The sequence below is a fragment of the Pseudomonas sp. EA_5y_Pfl2_R50 genome (assembly GCF_963970475.1).
GTDB lineage: Bacteria > Pseudomonadota > Gammaproteobacteria > Pseudomonadales > Pseudomonadaceae > Aquipseudomonas.
Genome location: NZ_CAXAPT010000002.1, coordinates 270,312 through 291,347 on the forward strand (window position 1 = coordinate 270,312; position 21,036 = coordinate 291,347).

The following is a 21,036-nucleotide window of genomic DNA, read 5'->3' on the forward strand; positions in this document are numbered from 1 at the left end:
TGGAAATCAGCGCCTCTTCGCGAGCAAGCCTGCTCCCGCAAGGACTGCGCTGTACCTGCGGGAGCGGGTTTGCTCGCGGATGCAATCTATCCATCAATACAAATCGACAGGATCGACATCCAGCGACCAGCGCACCGCCCGCCCACTCGGCATCTGCTCCAGCGCCAGCAACCAGCTCGCCAGCAACCGATGCAGCGGCGCGCGCGCCGTCGCTTGCAACAAAAGCTGTGCGCGATACCGTCCGGCGCGGCGTTCCATCGGCGCAGGCACTGGCCCGAGCAATTCAATCCCGCTCAGGTTCTGCTCAGCCAGCAATCGCTCGGCTTCGCTGCACGCTTCATCAAGAAAGCCTTCCGCTTGCCCCGGTTTGTGCGCCTCGGCACGCAACAATGCCAGATGTGCAAACGGCGGCAGCCCGGCGGCGCGGCGTTCGCTCAGGGCTTGCTCGGCAAAGGCGAAGTAACCCTGCTCGGTCAGTTGCACCAACAAAGGATGGTCAGCCAGGTGTGTCTGGATGATCACTTTTCCCGGCTCTTCCGCTCGTCCGGCACGCCCGGCAACCTGCACGATCAACTGTGCCATGCGCTCGCTGGCCCGGAAGTCGCCGGAGAACAAACCGCCGTCGGCATCCAGAATCGACACCAGTGTCACCCTTGGAAAGTGGTGCCCCTTTGCCAGCATCTGCGTGCCGACCAGAATGCACGGCTGGCCTTTCTGGATCGTCGCGAACAACTGATTCATCGCGTCTTTGCGCGAAGTGCTGTCGCGGTCGACGCGCAGCACCGGATAGTCGGGGAACAGAATGGCCAGGCGTTCTTCGGCGCGCTCGGTGCCGGCGCCCACAGGCCGCAGGTCGACCTTGTTGCACTTCGGGCACTGGCGCGGCGTGCGCTCGACGTTGCCGCAGTGGTGGCAGCGCAACTCGCCGTAGCGCTGGTGCACGGTCATCCGCGCATCGCAGCGCGAACACTCGGACATCCAGCCGCAATCGTGGCACAGCAGCGTCGGAGCAAAGCCACGACGGTTGAGGAACACCAGGACTTGCTGGCCGTTGGCAAGGGTCTGGCCGATGGCTTGTTGCATCGGCCCGGAAATGCCGCTGTCCAGTGGGCGGCTTTTTACGTCCAGACGCAGGAAGCGCGGCTGTTTGGCGCCGCCGGCGCGTTCGTTCAGGCGCAGCAGGCCGTAGCGACCGGTGTAAGCGTTGTGCAGGCTTTCCAGCGACGGCGTGGCGGAGCCGAGCACAATCGGGATGTTTTCCTGGCGAGCGCGTACCAGTGCCAGATCGCGAGCGTGGTAGCGCAGACCTTCCTGCTGTTTATAAGAGCCGTCGTGCTCTTCATCGATGATGATCAGCCCGGGATTTTTCATCGGCGTGAACAGTGCCGAGCGGGTGCCGATAATAATGTCGGCCTCGCCATCGCGGGCGGCGAGCCAGGCGTCGAGGCGTTCGCGATCATTGACCGCCGAATGCAACAGGGCAATGCGTGCATTGAAGCGCTGTTCGAAGCGCGCCAGGGTCTGCGGGCCGAGGTTGATCTCCGGGATCAGCACCAGCGCCTGTTTGCCGGCTTCGAGGGTTTCTCGGATCAGTTGCAAATAGACTTCGGTCTTGCCGCTGCCAGTTACGCCGGCCAGCAGGAACGCGTGATAACTGTCGAAACCGGCGCGGATCGCTTCGTAAGCGGCGCGTTGCTCGCTGTTGAGCGGCAGTTCCGGTTGCGCCAGCCAGTGTTCGTGACGCGCGCCTGGTGCATGGCGACGGACTTCCACTTGCACCAGATTTTTCGCCAGCAGCAGATCAAGGCTGTCCTTGCTCAACATCAGTTTGCTCAGCAACTGATGGGCGACGCCGTGCGGGTGCTGGGCCAGGGTTGCCAGCGCCTCGCGCTGGCGCGGTGCGCGGGCGATGCGTGGATCATCGAGGCTGGCGCCGGGCGCTGCGGACCAGAAACGCTCCTGTCGGGCTTCGGCCAGTTCGCCCTGACGCAGCAGCACCGGCAGCGCCCAACTCAGGGTGTCGCCGAGGCTGTGCTGATAATACTGCGACGTCCACAGGCACAATTTGAACAGCGCCGGAGGCAGCGGCGGCGTGGTATCGAGCAGCGCCAGCGCCGGCTTGAGTTTCTCCACTGGCACTTCGCTGGTGTCGCTGATTTCGACCAGAATCCCGATCATCTCGCGCCGCCCGAATGGCACCCGCAGGCGCATGCCTGGCTGCAATTGCTCGCGCCGCACCCCGGCCGGCGCTCGATAGTCGAACAGGCGGCGCAGTGGCGAAGGCAGGGCGAGGCGCAGAATGGCGTCGGGCACGCGGGGGGATCTCGATCAACAGACGATTAAAAGGACGGTGTACATAACCTGTGGGAGCGAATCTGCTTGCGAAAGCGGTGTGTCAGGCGATGAAAATGCTGGCTGACAGATCGTCTTCGCGAGCAGGCTCGCTCTCACAGGGACAGCGCAATGGGCCGGGAGCCTAGCAGACGGTCGGTCTCGGTGACAGCTTGCGTGATTGAAAAGGTCTGGTAGAATCCGCGGCCTAATTACGTGCGGTATTCAACAATAGTGTTGGGTGGCGGCACGCTAGCCTGAGGAATACACCATGAAAGCCGATATCCACCCGAATTACCCAGAAATCGCTGTTACCTGCTCGTGCGGTAACAAGTTCGAAACTCGTTCGACCTTCGGCAAAGCCCTGGCGATCGACGTTTGCAACGAATGCCACCCGTTCTACACCGGTAAGCAGAAGACTCTGGACACCGGCGGCCGCGTGCAGAAGTTCGCAGACCGTTTCGCTACTTTCGGCGTTGGCAAAAAAGCCTGAGGCTGATCATTTTGGAAGGTCGTACCGGCTTTTCCAGACTGATGAAAAAGGCGTCCCTTGCGGGCGCCTTTTTTGTGTCTGCGATTTGGCTGTCTGGCGCGCAGGCCTTTTGCCCGTCGCCCTCGGGCTTGAGCCACGTCGAAGTGCAGCGCGTGGTCGATGGCGACACAGTGCGCCTGCGTGACGGCCGCAGTGTGCGGATGATTGGCCTGAATACGCCTGAACTGGGCAAGCAGGGCCGCAGCGACGAAGCTTTCGCAGTAGCGGCGCGTAAACGCCTGCAAGCCTTGGTGGATGACAGCGGCGGGAAGCTCGGTTTGCGCCTCGGCAAACAGGCGAAAGACCATTACGGCCGTACCCTCGCTCATCTTTATGGCGCCAGCGGCGCCAATCTCGAGGCGCAGATGCTCGCCGATGGCCTCGGTTTCCAGGTTGCCGTGGCGCCGAATGTCGATCTTGTTGCCTGCCAGCAAGCGGCAGAAAACGACGCGCGACAGGCCGCAAGGGGTGTCTGGCGCCAGTCTCCTGTACTGAAAGCGGAGCAGATCCAGCGTTCCGGATTTGCCCTGATCAGTGGACGTGTGAGCAAAGTTCAGCGCAATCGCGGCGGAATCTGGATCGAGTTGCAAGGCTCACTTGTATTGCGCGTTGCGCCCAATCTGGTCGGACAATTCGACAATGCCCGATTGCAGGCGCTAAAGGGCAGGCAGGTCGAGGCCCGAGGCTGGGTCGTCGACCGTTCGCGCAATGGTGGGCTGAAAGCGGGGCAGTCACGCTGGCTAATGCCACTGACTGATCCGGCGATGCTGCAAACGTCCCGCTGAAGAAAAATTGTAGACATTTTTTCTGTTGATTGTGAACAGTCAAGCCCTTGTGCGCCGTGGCTCTTGGCCCAAAGTCGTAGGACAGGGCGCTTGACAGGGGTGACTGCTCAGTCTTGTGGGGACTTTGCGAGGCGCGTATCCTCGCTGACCAGTCTGTCCAACAGTAAAAAGCGGAATGCCAAAATGTCTGATCTGAAAACTGCCGCTCTCGAATATCATGCCAATCCTCGTCCAGGGAAGCTGAGTGTCGAGCTCACCAAGGCCACTGCTACCGCTCGCGACTTGTCGCTGGCCTACAGCCCCGGCGTAGCTGAACCAGTGCGTGAGATCGCTCGCGATCCTGAACTGGCCTACAAATACACCGGCAAGGGCAACCTGGTTGCAGTCATTTCCGATGGCACCGCGATTCTCGGCTTGGGTAACCTCGGCCCATTGGCTTCCAAACCAGTCATGGAAGGTAAAGGCGTTCTGTTCAAGCGCTTCGCCGGCATCGACGTTTTCGACATCGAAGTCGATTCCGAAAGCCCGCAGGCCTTCATCGACACCGTAAAGCGCATTTCCATCACCTTCGGTGGCATCAACCTGGAAGACATCAAGGCACCTGAGTGCTTTGAGATCGAACGCGCTCTGATCGAGCAGTGCGACATTCCGGTGTTCCACGACGACCAGCACGGCACCGCCATCGTGACCGCTGCCGGCATGATCAACGCCCTGGAAATCGCTGGCAAAACCCTGCCGGAAGCGAAGATCGTCTGCCTGGGCGCCGGCGCTGCCGCCATCTCCTGCATGAAATTGCTGGTGAGCATGGGCGCTCGCATCGAAAACATCTTCATGGTTGACCGTACCGGCGTGATCCACTCCGGCCGTGACGACCTGAACCAGTACAAAGCCGTGTTCGCCCACGCCACCGAGAAGCGCAGCCTGGCTGACGCCCTGCAAGGCGCTGACGTGTTCGTCGGTCTGTCTGGCCCGAACCTGCTGAGCGCTGAAGGTCTGCTGTCGATGGCAGCCAACCCGATCGTGTTCGCCTGCTCGAACCCGGACCCGGAAATCTCCCCGGAGCTGGCTCACGCCACCCGTAGCGACGTGATCATGGCCACCGGCCGTTCGGACTACCCGAACCAGGTCAACAACGTATTGGGCTTCCCGTTCATCTTCCGTGGTGCCCTGGACGTTCGCGCCAAGCGCATCAACGAAGAAATGAAAGTGGCGGCGGCCAATGCCCTGCGTGAACTGGCCAAGCTGCCTGTTCCTCAGGACGTCTGCGACGCCTACGGTGGTGCACCGCTGGAATTCGGCCGTGAGTACATCATTCCGAAGCCAATGGACAAGCGTCTGATCACCCTGATCTCCGACGCTGTGGCCAAAGCGGCCATCGAGACCGGTGTGGCGACCCTGCCGTATCCGAAGAACTACCCGCTCAAAAGCGTGGATGACGTGTTCAACGGCTAAGCCGTTGTAATGCTTCAAGCGAAAGCCCCGGCTCGTGAGAGTCGGGGCTTTTTTGTTTTCGGGAATTTTCAGGATCGCATTTCATATCGGCAAGGGCCCTCACCCTAACCGTCTCCCGGGGGAGAGGGCCAGGGTGAGGGGCTCTTGATCTTCAGGCAATAAAAAGCCCCGCACTTCAATCGAAGGCGGGGCTTTTCAATATTGCGGGATCAGAACAGATCGATCGGCGCCTGTTCATCCGCCGGCAGCGGGCTGCCCGGCGCGATGCCGTTGCCCAGTTCATTCACCGACGGCGGCGTGTCCTCAGACTTGAACAGCTCGAAGTACGCGCCCGGTGTGCTTGGCGTTGCCGCACGACCGCTGACCGGGTCCACCCGCAGGCTGAGGATGCCTTCCGGCTCAGGCTGCACGTGCGGCGGCTTGTCCTTCAGCGCCGCCGACATGTAGTTCATCCAGATCGGCAGCGCCACGGTGCCGCCGAACTCGCGGCGGCCCAGGCTTTCCGGCTGGTCGAAACCGGTCCAGACCGTGGTCACGTAATCGGCGTTGTAACCGGAGAACCACGCGTCCTTCGACTCGTTGGTCGTACCGGTCTTGCCGGCGATGTCGCTGCGCCCCATCGCCAATGCACGACGACCGGTGCCGAGTTTGATCACGTCCTGCAACATGCTGTTAAGGATGTACGTGGTGCGGCCATCGACGATGCGTTCAGCCACTGCCGGCGCTGGCGGTACTGCAGCGTTCCCCGGTGCTTCACCCGGAACCGGTGCGGCATTGACCGTGAACGATTGAGCCTCCGGCGCAGCAATACCGTCCGTCGCCGAGCCACCCTGAGGCACGGTCGCAGGATTGGCGACGAACAGCATGTCGCCGTTGCGGCTTTCGATCTTGTCGATGATGTACGGAGTGATCTTGTAGCCGCCGTTGGCGAACGTGCTCCAACCGGTGGCGATCTCCATTGGCGTCAGCGTTGCAGTACCCAGTGCCAGCGACAGGTTCGGCGGCAGGTCCTGCTTGTTGAAGCCGAAGCGGGTGATGTAGTCGATGGTCTTGCCGACACCCATCGCCTGCAGCAAGCGGATCGACACCAGGTTACGCGACTTGTACAGCGCTTCGCGCAGGCGGATCGGGCCGAGGAAGGTGTTGGTGTCGTTCTTCGGACGCCAGACCTTGTCCAGGTACTCATCGACGAACACGATTGGCGCGTCATTGACCAGCGTGGCGGCGGTGTAACCGCTGTCCAGCGCGGCGCTGTAGACGAACGGTTTGAAGCTGGAACCTGGCTGACGCTTGGCCTGCATGGCGCGGTTGTAGTTGCTCTGTTCGAACGCGAAACCACCGACCAGCGAACGGATTGCGCCGTTCTGCGGGTCCAGCGACACCAGTGCGCCCTGGGCTTGCGGAATCTGGCTGAATTTCAGCGAATTGTCTTTCTGACGCTGCACACGGACCAGGTCACCGACCTGCGCGACATCCGACGGCTGACGCGGGTTGGCGCCCATGCTGTTGGTATTGAGGAACGGACGCGCCCATTTCATGGTGTCCCAGGCCACATACTCTTCCCCGGTGCGGGTCAGCACTTGCAGGCCGTTCTTGTCGACCTGAGTCACGATGGCCGGTTCGAGGCTGCTGATGGTGCGTTGCTTGGTCAGCTCGCTGGCCCAGGCTTCGCGAGTCTTGCCCGGCAGGCGCGACTCGGGGCCACGGTAGCCGTGACGCTGGTCGTAGGTCATCAAGCCTTCGTGCAGCGCCGTGTTGGCCATTTCCTGGAGGTTGCTCGGCACCGTGGTGGTAACGCGGAAGCCTTCGGTATAGGCCTCGCTGCCGTAACGACCGACCATTTCCGCACGGGCCATTTCGGCGATGTACGGCGCGTTCACTTCCGGGGTCGGTACGTGATAGCTGGCGTTCAGCGGTTCGTTGATCGCGGCGGTGTAATCCGCCTCGCTGATCTTGCCGAGCTTGTACATGCGCCCCAGGATCCAGTCACGACGCTCTTTACTGCGTGCCGGGTTGGCCAGCGGGTTGAAGCGTGACGGGGCTTTCGGCAAACCGGCGATCATCGCCATCTGCGCCAGGCTGATGTCACGGATCGACTTGCCGTAATACACCTGCGCTGCCGCCTCGATGCCATAGGCGCGGTTACCCAGGTAGATCTTGTTGACGTATAGCTCAAGGATCTCGTCCTTGGTCAGTTGCCGTTCAATCTGCAGGGCCAGAAGAATCTCGGTGGTTTTGCGCGAGAAGCTGCGTTCGCTGGTCAGGAAGAAGTTCTTCGCCACCTGCATGGTGATGGTGCTGCCGCCGGACTGGATGTGCCCGCTTTTGACCAATTGGGTCGCGGCGCGCATCAGGCTGCCCGGATCGACGCCATAGTGGTTGGCGAAATTGTCGTCTTCAGCACTTAGTAACGCATTGATGAAGTTGGGGGGAATGTCGGCGAAACGGATCGGTGTGCGGCGCATTTCGCCAAATTCTGCGATCAACTTGTTGTCGCTGGAGTACACGCGCAGCGGAATCTGCAACTGAATGCTTCTCAGCGCCTCCACAGACGGCAAACCCGGACTAAGGTAAAGAAACGCGCCGCTGAGACCTAAAAGCAGTCCGCAGAAAACGGCGACGATGGACCAACCGAAAAATTTCAGCAGACGAATCAAGGCGTTTGGACATCCAGGGCAAAGAATGAATTTGGCGTCGGGGTTCCGGTAACACACAGAACGGACCGCGCTGGCAGTAAAAAGCAGAAAAAAACGCTGGGCATTATAAGCACTTTTCTGCTGGGGGCGTCATTTGCGCTTCTGTCAAGACGGGGTGAAGGAACGCAATGCGTATTACAGAGTCCGTAACTCACGGAAAGTCATAGGGAATTGGTAGTGCTGGGACTCTTCAATAAAAAGGCCAATACATTACTGGGGATCGACATCAGTTCGACGTCGGTGAAGCTGCTGGAGCTGAGCCGTCAGGGTGATCGCTACAGGGTCGAAGCTTACGCTGTAGAGCCATTGCCGGCGAACGCCGTGGTCGAGAAAAACATCGCCGAGCTCGAAGGGGTGGGGCAGGCGCTGAGCCGGGTGCTGGTCAAGGCACGGACCGGACTCAGGAACGTAGCCGTGGCGGTGGCCGGTTCCGCCGTGATCACCAAGATCATCGAGATGGACGCCGGGCTCTCCGATGACGAACTGGAAAACCAGCTCAAGATCGAAGCCGACCAATACATTCCCTATCCGCTGGACGAAGTGGCCATCGACTTCGAAGTCCAGAGTGTTTCGCCGCGCAATCCCGAACGGGTCAACGTGCTGCTGGCCGCCTGTCGCAAGGAAAACGTCGAAGTCCGGGAAGCGGCGCTGGCCCTCGCCGGGCTGACTGCGCGGGTGATCGACGTCGAAGCCTATGCGCTGGAGCGCTCGTTCGGCCTGCTGGCTACGCAACTGGCTGCCTCGCAAGAGCGCCTGACCGTGGCGGTGGTCGACATCGGTGCGACCATGACCACCCTCAGCGTCCTGCATAACGGCAAGATCATCTATACCCGCGAGCAGTTGTTCGGTGGTCGGCAATTGACCGAGGAAATCCAGCGCCGCTATGGCCTGACGATTGAACAGGCCGGGCTGGCGAAGAAACAGGGCGGTCTGCCCGATGATTACGTCGGCGAAGTGTTGCAGCCATTTCGCGACGCGCTGGTGCAGCAAGTGTCGCGCTCGCTGCAGTTCTTCTTCGCCTCCGGGCAATACAACGCGGTCGATCACATTCTGCTGGCCGGTGGCACCGCTTCGGTGCCGGGCCTGGATCGACTGATCGAACAGCGACTGAACACTCCGACCCAGGTTGCCAACCCGTTTTCCAGCATGGCCCTGAGCAGCAAGGTCAACGCAGGGGCGCTCGCCAGTGACGCGCCAGCCCTGATGATTGCCTGCGGGCTTGCGCTCAGGAGCTTCGACTGATGGCGCGGATCAACCTCTTACCCTGGCGCGAAGAGCGCCGCGAAGAACGGCGCAAGCGCTTCCTGCTGGCGCTGACCGGGGTGGTGGTCGGATCGGTCGGAGCGGTGCTGATCGCCGATCAGGTCATCAGCGCCGCCATTGAGCGGCAAATGGCGCGCAACGATTACATCGGCAAGCAGATCGCCGTGGTCGACGAACGGATCAAGCAGATCAGTGATCTCAAGGCACGCCGCCAGCAACTGGTCGAGCGTATGCGCATCATTCAGGACTTGCAGGGCAACCGGCAGATCAGCGGGCGAATCTTCGATCAACTGGCGCGCACGCTGCCGGACGGGGTGTATTTCACCGACGTGAAGATGGCCGGTAAAACGTTGTCTATCCGTGGCGCCGCCGAATCCAATAACCGTGTCTCCGAGCTCATGCGCAATCTGGACGCATCCGATTGGTTCGATGCCCCGAGCCTCAACGAGGTGAAAGCGACCTCAGCCGATCAGGTGGAACAGTCCAATACCTTTGAATTGACTGTGCGCCAGACGCAGCCCAAGGATCTGGAGGACGACCAATGAAGCCGTCCGAATGGCTGGAGAGCCTGCGCAGCATCGATTTCAATGATCTGGACACCAGCAACATCGGTTCCTGGCCTGCTGCGGTGAAAGTCATGGCCGGGGCGTTGTTGATGGTGCTGGTGTTGGCGCTTGGCTATAACTTTTTCATCAGCGACATGGAAAACCAGCTCGAAGCCAGGCGGGAAGAAGAGGCCACGCTCAAGGAGCAGTTCGCCAGCAAGGCGCGCCTGTCGGCCAATCTGGAGCTGTATACCCAGCAAATGAAGGAGATGGAAAATACCTTCGGCGTGCTGTTGCGGCAATTGCCCAGCGACACCGAAGTGCCGGGGCTGCTGGAAGACATTACCCGTACTGGCCTGGGCAGCGGTCTGGAGTTCGAAGAAATCAAACTGCTGCCGGAAGTCGCCCAGCAGTTCTATATCGAACTCCCGATCCAGATCACCGTCACTGGCGCCTATCACGACCTCGCGACTTTTGTCAGCGGCGTCGCCGGGCTGCCGCGCATCGTCACGCTGCATGATTTCGAGCTGGCCCCGGCCAACCCCGAAGGCGGGACGAAGTTGCGCATGAGCATCCTCGCCAAGACATACCGCTATAACGACAAAGGGCTGCAGAAATGATCCCGTTTCGTTATCTCGCCGTGTCGATCGCGCTGTTGGCATTGAATGGTTGTGGGTACAGCGACGACTTCGGCGACCTCGACGCCTACATGAATGAGGTGCGCCTGCGCCCGTCGGGGAAGATTGAACCGACCCCGACATTCCGGTCTTACCCGACATTCACGTACAGCGCCGCCAACCTGCGCAGCCCGTTTTCGCGTCAGGTGCGGGTCGATGTGGCCGGGCAGAAGCACGGCTCGCGCAACGTCAAGCCCGATCCTGACCGGATCAAGCAATACCTCGAAGGTTTCAACATCGAGCAGTTCGAGATGGTCGGCACGATTGCCAATGCCTCCGGCTCCTTCGCGCTGTTGCGCGGGGCTGGCGGGGTGCATCGCCTGAAGGTGGGCGATTACCTGGGACGCAACGACGGGCGCATCGTCGCCATCAGCGCCAACCAGGTCGATGTGGTCGAAATCGTCCCGGACGGCCAGGGCGCCTGGCTGGAGCGTCCGCGCACCATTCCTTTGAAAGAGCATTCATAGTGGAAGTCGAACAATGAACAGGATTTTCTCCACCCTCGGTTTTTCGCTATGGATAGCGCTGATGTCGCCGATGGTACTCGCGGCCAGTCTGAAGACGCTGGACGTGGCGGCGTTGCCTGGGGATCGCATTGAACTGAAGCTGTCGTTCGACGGCCCGCCGCCGCAGCCCAAGGGCTATACCACCGAATCACCGGCGCGCATTGCCCTCGATCTGCCCGGTGTCACCAGCCAGTTGGCCAGCAAAAATCTCGACCTGGGCAGCGGCAATGCACGCACCGCAACGGTCGTAGAGGCCAAGGATCGCACGCGGCTGATCGTCAGTCTCACGCAATTGACGCCCTACAACACGCGGGTTGAAGGCAACAACCTGTTTGTCGTGGTGGGGCGGGGCGCACCGGCAGCAGCACCGCGTCCTGCGACTGTCGCACCGCCCGCACCGATTGCCGTAGCGTCATCGGCCAAGCCGTTCGTGGCGAAAACCCGGGCGATTCGCGGTGTCGATTTTCAGCGTGGCACGACAGGCGAGGGCAATGTGATCATCGATCTGTCGGACCCGACCATTGCCCCGAACATTCAGGAGCATGACGGCAAGATCATCCTCGAATTCGCACGCACCCAGTTACCGGAAAAGCTGCGGGTGCGTCTCGACGTCAAGGATTTCGCCACCCCGGTGCAGTTCGTCAATGCCGGCGTGACCGGTGATCGCACGGTTATTACTGTCGAGCCCAATGGCACGTATGAGTATTCCACTTTCCAGACCGACAACAAGCTGACCGTCAGCATCCGCCCGATCACCGCTGACGACCTGCAGAGGCGTAACGCTGATCGTCAGGTATACGTTGGCGAAAAGCTCTCGCTGAACTTCCAGGACATCGATGTGCGTTCGGTGCTGCAACTGATCGCCGACTTCACCAACCTCAATCTGGTGGCCAGCGATACGGTGCAGGGCGGCATCACCCTGCGTCTGCAAAACGTGCCGTGGGATCAGGCCCTGGACCTGGTGTTGAAGACCAAGGGCCTGGACAAACGCAAGATCGGTAACGTGCTGCTGGTGGCGCCGGCGGATGAGATTGCGGCCCGTGAGCGTCAGGAAATGGAATCGCAGAAGCAGATCGCCGAACTGGCGCCGTTGCGTCGGGAGCTGCTGCAAGTGAATTACGCGAAGGCGGCGGACATCGCCAAGCTGTTCCAGTCGGTGACCAGCGCCGAGGCGAAAATTGACGAGCGCGGCTCGATCACCGTCGATGAGCGGACCAACAACATCATTGCCTACCAGACCCAGGATCGCCTCGACGAGCTGCGAAGGATCGTGGCGCAACTGGATATTCCGGTGCGTCAGGTGATGATCGAAGCGCGGATCGTCGAAGCCAATGTCGATTACGACAAGAGTCTGGGCGTGCGTTGGGGCGGTTCGATTCAGAACAAGGGCAACTGGAACACTTCCGGGGTCAGCAACGGTTCGTCGACCACCATCGGCACACCGGGCAGCACCAGCACCAATTCGCCGTTCGTCGACATGGGGACGGTGGGCAACACGTCGGGAATCGGTATTGCGTTCATCACCGACAACGTCCTGCTCGACCTCGAACTGACAGCCATGGAAAAAACCGGCAACGGTGAAATCGTCTCGCAGCCGAAAGTGGTCACCTCCGACAAAGAGACCGCCAAGATTCTCAAGGGCACCGAGATTCCCTATCAGGAGGCCAGTTCCAGCGGCGCTACCTCGGTGTCTTTCAAGGAGGCCTCGCTGTCCCTGGAAGTGACGCCGCAGATCACTCCTGACAACCGCATCATCATGGAGGTCAAAGTCACCAAGGACGAACCGGATTACTTGAACAAAGTGCAGGATGTACCGCCGATCAAGAAAAACGAGGTCAACGCCAAGGTGCTGGTCAATGACGGCGAAACCATCGTAATTGGGGGCGTTTTCTCAAATACTCAAAGCAAGGTCGTAGATAAGGTGCCATTTCTTGGCGATGTGCCGTATCTTGGCCGCCTTTTCCGGCGTGATGTGGTTTCGGAGAAAAAATCCGAGCTGCTGGTATTTCTCACTCCGCGTATCATGAATAACCAGGCGATTGCTGTGAGTCGTTGATTCTGTGCGAAATTTGATTCTTGTAGGACCGATGGGCGCTGGAAAAAGCACCATCGGCCGGTTGCTGGCCAAAGAGCTGCGCCTGCCGTTCAAAGATTCCGACAAGGAAATTGAACTGCGCACGGGCGCCAATATCCCGTGGATCTTCGACAAGGAAGGCGAGCCCGGCTTTCGTGACCGTGAGCAAGCGATGATCGCCGAGCTGTGCGCGTTCGACGGTGTGGTGCTGGCGACCGGCGGGGGCGCGGTGATGCGCGACGCCAATCGCAAGGCTCTCCATGAGGGCGGGCGTGTGGTGTATCTGCATGCCTCCGTCGAACAGCAGGTCGGCCGCACCTCTCGCGACCGCAATCGACCGTTGCTGCGCACGGCCGATCCGGCGAAAACCCTGCGTGATCTGCTGGCGATCCGTGATCCGCTGTATCGAGAAATCGCCGATCTGGTGGTGGAAACCGACGAGCGGCCGCCACGCATGGTGGTGCTCGACATTCTCGACCGCCTCGCACAGCTTCCACCCCGTTAAAGCATCGCTCGAAATGCGCTATCCTCGGCGTCCTGTCACAGCTGCCGAGGTTGTGGCGGATGGCGTGCGAGCGGCGTCATACCCGCTATAGGCCGCAGACAACCAAAAATTCAGGGCAGGACGCCTGCTTCCATCTTCACTGTGGGGACACATGCAGACACTCAAGGTCGATCTAGGCGAGCGCAGCTACCCGATTCATATTGGCGAAGGTTTGTTGGATCAGCCCGAGTTGCTGGCTCCTCATATCCACGGGCGGCAAGTGGCAATCATCTCCAACGAGACCGTTGCGCCGCTTTATCTCGAACGTCTGACCCGCAGTCTTGCGCAGTTCTCGGTAATCTCGGTGGTGTTGCCCGACGGCGAAGCCTTCAAGAACTGGGAAACCCTGCAACTGATTTTCGACGGCCTGCTGACCGCCCGTCATGACCGTCGCACTACCGTGATCGCCCTCGGCGGCGGTGTGATCGGCGACATGGCCGGCTTCGCTGCCGCTTGCTACCAGCGCGGCGTCGATTTCATCCAGATTCCAACGACCTTGCTGTCTCAGGTCGATTCGTCGGTGGGCGGCAAAACCGGTATCAACCATCCACTGGGCAAGAACATGGTCGGCGCGTTCTATCAGCCGAACGTGGTGTTGATCGATACCGCGTCCCTGAAAACGCTTCCGGAGCGCGAACTGTCCGCCGGTCTGGCAGAAGTCATCAAATACGGTCTGATCTGCGACGAGCCGTTTCTGACCTGGCTCGAAGAACACGTCGATGCCCTGCGTGCGCTGGACCAGAAGGCCCTGACCTACGCCATCGAGCGCTCCTGTGCCGCCAAGGCGGCGGTGGTGGGTGCTGATGAGAAGGAAACCGGCGTGCGCGCCACGCTCAACCTCGGCCACACCTTCGGTCACGCCATCGAGACCCACATGGGCTATGGTGTCTGGCTGCACGGTGAGGCTGTCGCAGCTGGCACGGTGATGGCGCTGGAAATGTCCGCGCGCCTTGGCTGGATCAGTGAGCAGGAGCGTGATCGTGGCATTCGTCTGTTCCAGAAGGCCGGCCTGCCGGTGATCCCGCCCACGGAAATGACCGAAGCGGATTTTCTGGAACACATGGCAATTGATAAAAAAGTGATCGACGGTCGTCTGCGCCTGGTGCTGCTGCGCCGGATGGGCGAAGCGGTAGTGACCGACGATTATCCGAAAGAGGTTCTAAAGGCCACGCTGGGAGCGGATTACCGCGCCCTGGCTCAGCTTAAAGGTTAATAAGATTCCGATGACTAGTTTGCATGCCGACGAGGCGTTCCTCGGCCATTTTCAGTTAAGTCACGACCCTTTCGCGCCACGCGTGCCGGGCTTCAAGTTCTTCCCGGCCCAGCGCAAACCGGTGCTGGGGCAACTGCATCACCTGGCCCGTTACAGCCAGTTGCTGCTGGTGGTTACAGGGCCGCACGGCAGCGGCAAGACCTTGCTGCGCCAGGCGCTGGTCGCCAGCACCAACAAGCAATCGGTGCAAAGTGTCGTGGTTTCCGCCCGTGGCGCCGGTGATGCGGCGGGCGTACTGCGTCAGGTCGCTCAGGCGCTGGACGTGGCGCAGGCCGATGTCGGCGCGATTCTGGCGCAAATCGTTCAGCTCGCGCTGACCGGCCAGGAAGTCTATCTGCTGGTGGATGACGCCGAGCAACTCGACGAGTCCGCGCTCGAAGCGTTGATGGCGCTGGGCGCCGGCGCACCGGAAGGCCGTCCGCATGTGTTCCTCTTCGGTGAGTCGTCGCTGATCGCCCAGCTCGAGGCCTTGCACCTTGAGGAAGAGCGTTTCCACGTCATCGAATTGCAGCCGTACACCGAAGAAGAGACCCGCGAATACCTCGATCAGCGCCTCGAAGGTGCGGGCCGGGGTGTCGAACTTTTCACCGCAGATCAGATCTCTGATATTCACGAAAGCGCCGAGGGTTGGCCGGGCAACATCAACCAGGTCGCCCGCGATGCTCTGATCGAAGTCATGATTGCCAGCCGCTCTGCGGTCAAGCGTCCAAGTATGGGGTTCAACATGCCGAAGAAACACGTATTGGCGATTTCCGCCGTCGTTGTGGTCGCGGTCGCCGCCGCCTGGCTGATGCCAGGTCGCAACAAGGCGCCAACCACGGGTGCACCGGCCAATGAACAGGCACAGTTGCCATTGGGCCAGGGCGCAGCCAACGGCGGCGCGCCGAACGTCGAGTTCGCCGGTAATACGCAGCCGATGCCGCTGCCGCTGGTCGGCAACTCGCAACCGGTCATGCGTGGTCCGTTGGCGGAAGCCGCTGGCGGTATAACCGAAGGCGATGACGGTGTTCCGGTCGAAGGTTCCAGTGCAACGCCGCCAACCGTGACGACCACCGCGCCACCGGCAGGCGTTCCGGCCGGCCCTGCGCCGACGCCGGTTCCGGTCCCGGCAGCGAAACCTGCGCCAGCACCGACTCAGGTAGCCACTGCCAAGCCTGCTCCGGCAGCACCGGTAGCAAAACCGGCTCCAGTGCCAGCCAAACCGGTTGCAGCAGCCAAACCGGCCGAGAAGCCGGTTACTGTCGCCAAGGCTGCCGGTGGCAGTTGGTACGCGGGTCAGCCGACCAGCAATTACGTGGTGCAGATCCTCGGCACCAGTTCGGAAGCCTCTGCGCAAAACTTCGTCAAAGAACAGGGCGGCGAGTACCGTTATTTCAAGAAAGTGCTCAATGGCAAGCCGCTCTATGTGATCACCTATGGCAACTTCGCCAGCCGTGATGCAGCCGTTTCTGCCATCAAGGCCTTGCCAGCGAAGGTTCAGGCTGGTAAACCTTGGCCTCGCACTGTCGCCAGCGTCCAACAGGAACTGGCAACAACTCGCTGAAGATTCGGCGGCCTTACCCAGGCCGCCTCTCCAAGCACCTCAAAATTTCTACGAGTGCGCGCCGTCCCTGCGACCGCGTGCCTTGTGGTGTCTGCGTCACAGTAGTCTTTGAGTCGTTGCGGTCAAAATTAAAAAAGTTTTGACTAGCACAGCAGATCGTTTTAAACCTTTCACAAATGCGACATGAATTTGCGACATTTCGTCGTCAAATTTGTGAGCCTCTGTGTCGCTGTGTACAATGACCACCCTTTTGCCCCTGCCAAGCCGGCGTACGTTCGGCGCGGGATGCAAGTGGTTGAATTGAAAAGAAATTTGCCTCGAAAAGAGGCAGCCTGGTGAGAAAGTGTCTATGAAAGCAGGTCTGTACCAACCAGATGAATTCAAGGATAACTGCGGTTTCGGCCTGATAGCCCATATGCAGGGCGAACCCAGTCATACCCTTTTGACAACGGCCATCGAGGCCCTGACCTGCATGACCCACCGCGGTGGGATTAATGCCGACGGCAAGACCGGTGACGGCTGCGGTCTGCTGATTCAAAAGCCCGACGCCTTCCTGCGCGCTATTGCCCAGGAAACCTTCAGCGTCGAACTGCCCAAGCAATACGCCGTGGGCATGGTTTTCTTCAACCAGGATTGCGCCAAGGCCGAAGCCGCTCGCGAGAACATGAATCGTGAGATCCTCGCTGAAGGCCTGCAGTTGATCGGCTGGCGCAAAGTGCCCATCGACACCAGCGTCCTCGGCCGCCTGGCCCTTGAGCGCCTGCCACAGATCGAGCAGGTGTACATCGGCGGCGAAGGCCTGAGCGATCAGGACATGGCCGTGAAGCTGTTCAGCGCACGTCGTCGTTCGTCGGTGTCCAACGCCGTCGATCCCGACCATTACATCTGCAGCTTTTCGCACAAGACCATCATCTATAAAGGCCTGATGATGCCGGCCGACCTGGCCGCGTTTTATCCAGACCTGAGTGACGAGCGCCTGCAAACCGCGATCTGCGTGTTCCACCAGCGCTTCTCCACCAACACCCTGCCGAAATGGCCGCTGGCTCAGCCATTCCGCTTCCTCGCCCACAACGGCGAGATCAACACCATCACCGGTAACCGTAACTGGGCACAGGCCCGTCGGACCAAGTTCAGCAATGATCTGATGGATCTGGAAGAACTCGGCCCGCTGGTCAACCGTGTTGGCTCCGATTCGTCGAGCATGGACAACATGCTCGAACTGATGGTCACCGGCGGCATCGACCTGTTCCGTGGCGTGCGGATGATCATTCCGCCTGCGTGGCAGAACGTCGAAACCATGGACCCGGATCTGCGTGCGTTCTACGAGTACAACTCGATGCACATGGAGCCGTGGGACGGCCCGGCCGGCGTGGTCATGACCGACGGTCGCTATGCGGTGTGCCTGCTCGACCGTAATGGTCTGCGCCCGGCGCGCTGGGTCACCACCAAAAACGGTTTCATCACCCTCGCCTCGGAAATCGGCGTGTGGAACTACCAGCCGGAAGACGTGCTCGCCAAGGGTCGCGTCGGACCGGGTCAGATCTTCGCCGTGGACACCGAAACCGGGCAGATCCTCGACACCGATGCAATCGACAACCGTCTGAAGTCCCGTCATCCGTACAAGCAATGGTTGCGCAAGAATGCCCTGCGCATCCAGGCGACCATGGAAGACAACGACCACGGTTCGGCGTTCTACGACGTCGATCAGCTCAAGCAATACATGAAGATGTATCAGGTTACGTTCGAAGAGCGTGATCAGGTACTGCGTCCGCTCGGCGAACAAGGCTACGAAGCCGTTGGCTCGATGGGCGACGACACGCCGATGGCCGTGCTGTCCCAGCGCGTGCGCACGCCTTACGACTATTTCCGCCAGCAGTTCGCGCAGGTGACCAACCCGCCGATCGATCCGCTGCGTGAAGCAATCGTGATGTCGCTGGAAATCTGCCTCGGTGCCGAGCGCAACATTTTCCAGGAGTCGCCGGAACACGCTTCGCGCGTGATCCTCAGCTCGCCGGTTATCTCCCCGGCCAAGTGGCGCTCGCTGATGAACCTCGACCGCCCGGGGTTCGAGCGAGCGATCATCGACCTCAACTACGACGAAAGCGTCGGCCTCGAAGCGGCGATCCGCAACGTTGCCGATCAGGCTGAAGAAGCCGTGCGTGCCGGTCGCACGCAGATCGTTCTGAGCGACCGCCATATCGTCCCGGGCAAGCTGCCGATCCACGCATCCCTTGCGACCGGTGCCGTGCACCATCGCCTGACCGAAAAAGGCCTGCGTTGCGATTCCAACATCCTCGTTGAAACCGCGACCGCCCGTGACCCGCATCACTTTGCCGTGTTGATCGGTTTCGGCGCTTCGGCGGTGTATCCGTTCCTGGCCTACGAAGTGCTGGGCGATCTGATCCGTACCGGTGAAGTGCTGGGCGACCTCTATGAGGTGTTCAAGAACTACCGCAAAGGCATCACCAAAGGTCTGCTGAAGATCCTGTCGAAGATGGGCATTTCGACCATCGCTTCGTACCGCGGGGCACAGTTGTTCGAGGCCATCGGCCTGTCCGAAGAAGTGTGCGATCTGAGCTTCCGTGGCGTGCCGAGCCGCATCAAGGGTGCGCGTTTCGTCGACATCGAAGCCGAACAGAAAGCACTCGCCGTCGAAGCCTGGAGCCCGCGCAAGCCGATCCAGCAGGGCGGTTTGCTGAAGTTCGTCCACGGTGGCGAATACCACGCGTACAACCCGGATGTGGTCAACACTCTGCAGGCCGCTGTGCAGCAGGGCGACTACGCCAAGTTCAAGGAATACACCTCGCTGGTGGACAACCGTCCGGTGTCGATGATCCGCGACCTGTTCAAGGTCAAAACCCTCGACACGCCGCTGGACATCAGTGAAATCGAACCGCTGGAGTCGGTGCTCAAGCGCTTCGACTCTGCCGGCATCTCGCTGGGCGCTTTGTCGCCGGAAGCTCACGAAGCCCTGGCCGAAGCCATGAACCGCCTCGGTGCGCGTTCCAACTCCGGCGAAGGCGGTGAAGACCCGGCGCGTTACGGCACCATCAAGAGCTCGAAAATCAAGCAGGTCGCCACTGGCCGGTTTGGTGTCACCCCGGAATACCTGGTCAACGCCGAAGTGCTGCAGATCAAGGTCGCGCAAGGTGCCAAGCCGGGCGAGGGCGGGCAACTGCCGGGCGGAAAGGTGAACGGGCTGATCGCCAAGCTGCGTTACGCAGTACCGGGCGTGACCCTGATTTCGCCACCGCCGCACCACGACATTTATTCCATCGAAGACTTGTCGCAGCTGATTTTTGACCTGAAACAGGTCAACCCGAAGGCACTGGTTTCGGTGAAACTCGTGGCTGAAGCGGGCGTCGGCACCATCGCTGCCGGTGTCGCCAAGGCCTATGCGGACCTGATCACCATCTCCGGCTACGACGGTGGTACCGGTGCTTCGCCGCTGACTTCGATCAAATACGCGGGCGCACCGTGGGAGCTCGGCCTCGCCGAAACCCACCAGACCCTGCGCGGCAACGACCTGCGCGGCAAAGTCCGGGTGCAGACCGACGGCGGCTTGAAAACCGGCCTCGACGTGATCAAGGCTGCGATCCTCGGCGCCGAAAGCTTCGGCTTCGGCACCGCGCCAATGATCGCGCTGGGCTGCAAATACCTGCGTATCTGCCACCTGAACAACTGCGCCACCGGCGTCGCCACTCAGAACGAGAAACTGCGCAAGGATCACTACATCGGCACCGTCGACATGGTGGTGAATTTCTTCACCTACGTCGCCGAAGAAACCCGTGAGTGGCTGGCCAGGCTCGGTGTGCGCTCCCTCGAAGAGCTGATCGGTCGCACCGATCTGCTGGAAATCCTCGAAGGCCAGACTGCCAAGCAACATCACCTGGACCTGACGCCGCTGTTGGGCAGCGATCATATTTCGGCAGACAAGCCGCAGTTCTGCGGCGTTGAGCGCAATCCGCCGTTCGACCAAGGCCTGCTGGCCGAGAAAATGGTCGAGATGGCGTCGTCGGCGATCAACGACCTCAGCGGCGCCGAGTTCGCTCTGGATATCTGCAACTGCGACCGTTCGATCGGCGCACGGATCTCCGGCGAAATCGCCCGCAAGCACGGCAACCAGGGCATGGCGAAAGCGCCGATCACCTTCCGCTTCAAAGGCACGGCGGGTCAGAGCTTTGGCGTATGGAACGCCGGCGGTCTGAACATGTACCTCGAAGGCGACGCCAACGACTACGTCGGCAAAGGCATGACCGGTGGCAAGCTGGTCATCGTGCCGCCGAAGGGCAGCGCCTACAAAACCCAGGAAAGCGCCATCATCGGCAACACCTGCCTTTACGGTGCCACCGGCGGCAAGCTGTTCGCTGCCGGCACCGCAGGCGAGCGTTTCGCCGTGCGTAACTCCGGTGCCCACACGGTTGTGGAAGGCACTGGCGATCACTGCTGCGAGTACATGACCGGTGGTTTCGTCTGCGTTCTGGGCAAGACCGGTTACAACTTCGGCTCTGGCATGACCGGTGGTTTCGCCTACGTGCTCGATCAGGACAACACCTTCGTTGACCGGGTCAACCATGAACTGGTGGAAATCCAGCGGATCAGCGGCGAGGCGATGGAAGCCTATCGCAGCCACCTGCAAAACGTGCTGAACGAGTACGTCGCGGAAACCGACAGCGAGTGGGGTCGTGAACTGGCCGAAAACCTCGATGACTACTTGCGCCGTTTCTGGCTGGTCAAACCGAAGGCTGCCAACCTGAAATCGTTGCTTTCCAGCACTCGTGCCAACCCGCAGTGATATGCGCCTGAAGAGTTTGA

The 21,036-nt window shown here is 60.6% G+C and carries 14 protein-coding genes; 12 read left to right on the forward strand and 2 right to left on the reverse strand.

Annotated elements, in window-relative coordinates; all coding sequences use genetic code 11:
• Positions 1 to 93: 93 nt before the first annotated feature.
• Positions 94 to 2,313, reverse strand: a complete 2,220-nt coding sequence (locus AACY19_RS04480; RefSeq protein WP_339448329.1) for a primosomal protein N' — start codon at positions 2,311 to 2,313, stop codon at positions 94 to 96.
• Between the two features lie 289 nt (positions 2,314 to 2,602).
• Here AACY19_RS04480 and rpmE point away from each other — a divergent pair, with 289 nt between their 5' ends.
• The 3 genes from rpmE (at position 2,603) to AACY19_RS04495 (ending at position 5,100) form a co-directional block, all read left to right on the forward strand.
• The gene (gene rpmE, locus AACY19_RS04485) at positions 2,603 to 2,824 is read left to right on the forward strand and encodes a 50S ribosomal protein L31 (protein ID WP_064585593.1); all 222 of its coding nucleotides are present in this window, start codon (positions 2,603 to 2,605) and stop codon (positions 2,822 to 2,824) included.
• Between the two features lie 41 nt (positions 2,825 to 2,865).
• Entirely contained in the window at positions 2,866 to 3,648 is a 783-nt protein-coding gene (locus AACY19_RS04490; RefSeq protein WP_339448332.1) for a thermonuclease family protein, read from the forward strand.
• Positions 3,649 to 3,831: 183 nt separating this feature from the next.
• A complete protein-coding gene (locus AACY19_RS04495) occupies positions 3,832 to 5,100 on the forward strand; it encodes a malic enzyme-like NAD(P)-binding protein (protein WP_103305454.1) in 1,269 nt (422 codons plus the stop codon).
• A 209-nt stretch (positions 5,101 to 5,309) separates the two neighbouring features.
• Here AACY19_RS04495 and AACY19_RS04500 read toward each other — a convergent pair whose 3' ends face one another.
• Complete coding sequence (locus tag AACY19_RS04500) at positions 5,310 to 7,754, reverse strand: penicillin-binding protein 1A (protein WP_445262290.1); 2,445 nt, start codon at positions 7,752 to 7,754, stop codon at positions 5,310 to 5,312.
• Positions 7,755 to 7,973: 219 nt separating this feature from the next.
• Here AACY19_RS04500 and AACY19_RS04505 point away from each other — a divergent pair, with 219 nt between their 5' ends.
• From AACY19_RS04505 to gltB, 9 genes are all read left to right on the forward strand, one after another.
• Positions 7,974 to 9,038 (forward strand): pilus assembly protein PilM, encoded by a 1,065-nt coding sequence (locus tag AACY19_RS04505; protein WP_339448340.1) that lies wholly within the window; start codon positions 7,974 to 7,976, stop codon positions 9,036 to 9,038.
• A complete protein-coding gene (locus tag AACY19_RS04510; protein WP_339448342.1) occupies positions 9,038 to 9,604 on the forward strand; it encodes a PilN domain-containing protein in 567 nt (188 codons plus the stop codon). The genes AACY19_RS04505 and AACY19_RS04510 overlap by 1 nt, the downstream gene beginning before the upstream one ends.
• Positions 9,601 to 10,224, forward strand: a complete 624-nt coding sequence (gene pilO / locus AACY19_RS04515; RefSeq protein ID WP_339448344.1) for a type 4a pilus biogenesis protein PilO — start codon at positions 9,601 to 9,603, stop codon at positions 10,222 to 10,224. The genes AACY19_RS04510 and pilO overlap by 4 nt, the downstream gene beginning before the upstream one ends.
• Positions 10,221 to 10,748: a pilus assembly protein PilP gene (locus AACY19_RS04520; RefSeq protein ID WP_339448346.1), complete on the forward strand. Its 528-nt coding sequence runs from the start codon at positions 10,221 to 10,223 to the stop codon at positions 10,746 to 10,748. The genes pilO and AACY19_RS04520 overlap by 4 nt, the downstream gene beginning before the upstream one ends.
• A 13-nt stretch (positions 10,749 to 10,761) precedes the next feature.
• Positions 10,762 to 12,843: a type IV pilus secretin PilQ gene (pilQ, locus tag AACY19_RS04525; protein ID WP_339448348.1), complete on the forward strand. Its 2,082-nt coding sequence runs from the start codon at positions 10,762 to 10,764 to the stop codon at positions 12,841 to 12,843.
• Between the two features lie 4 nt (positions 12,844 to 12,847).
• A complete protein-coding gene (aroK, locus tag AACY19_RS04530) occupies positions 12,848 to 13,366 on the forward strand; it encodes a shikimate kinase AroK (RefSeq protein WP_045122260.1) in 519 nt (172 codons plus the stop codon).
• Between the two features lie 151 nt (positions 13,367 to 13,517).
• On the forward strand, positions 13,518 to 14,618 hold the full coding sequence (aroB, locus tag AACY19_RS04535; RefSeq protein ID WP_339448350.1) for a 3-dehydroquinate synthase: 1,101 nt from the start codon (positions 13,518 to 13,520) through the stop codon (positions 14,616 to 14,618).
• Between the two features lie 10 nt (positions 14,619 to 14,628).
• Positions 14,629 to 16,221 carry an AAA family ATPase gene (locus AACY19_RS04540; protein WP_339448352.1) on the forward strand — a complete coding sequence of 531 codons (1,593 nt, stop codon included), beginning with the start codon at positions 14,629 to 14,631 and terminating at the stop codon, positions 16,219 to 16,221.
• 349 nt (positions 16,222 to 16,570) lie between these two features.
• A complete protein-coding gene (gene gltB / locus AACY19_RS04545) occupies positions 16,571 to 21,016 on the forward strand; it encodes a glutamate synthase large subunit (RefSeq protein ID WP_339448354.1) in 4,446 nt (1,481 codons plus the stop codon).
• Positions 21,017 to 21,036 lie beyond the last annotated feature (20 nt).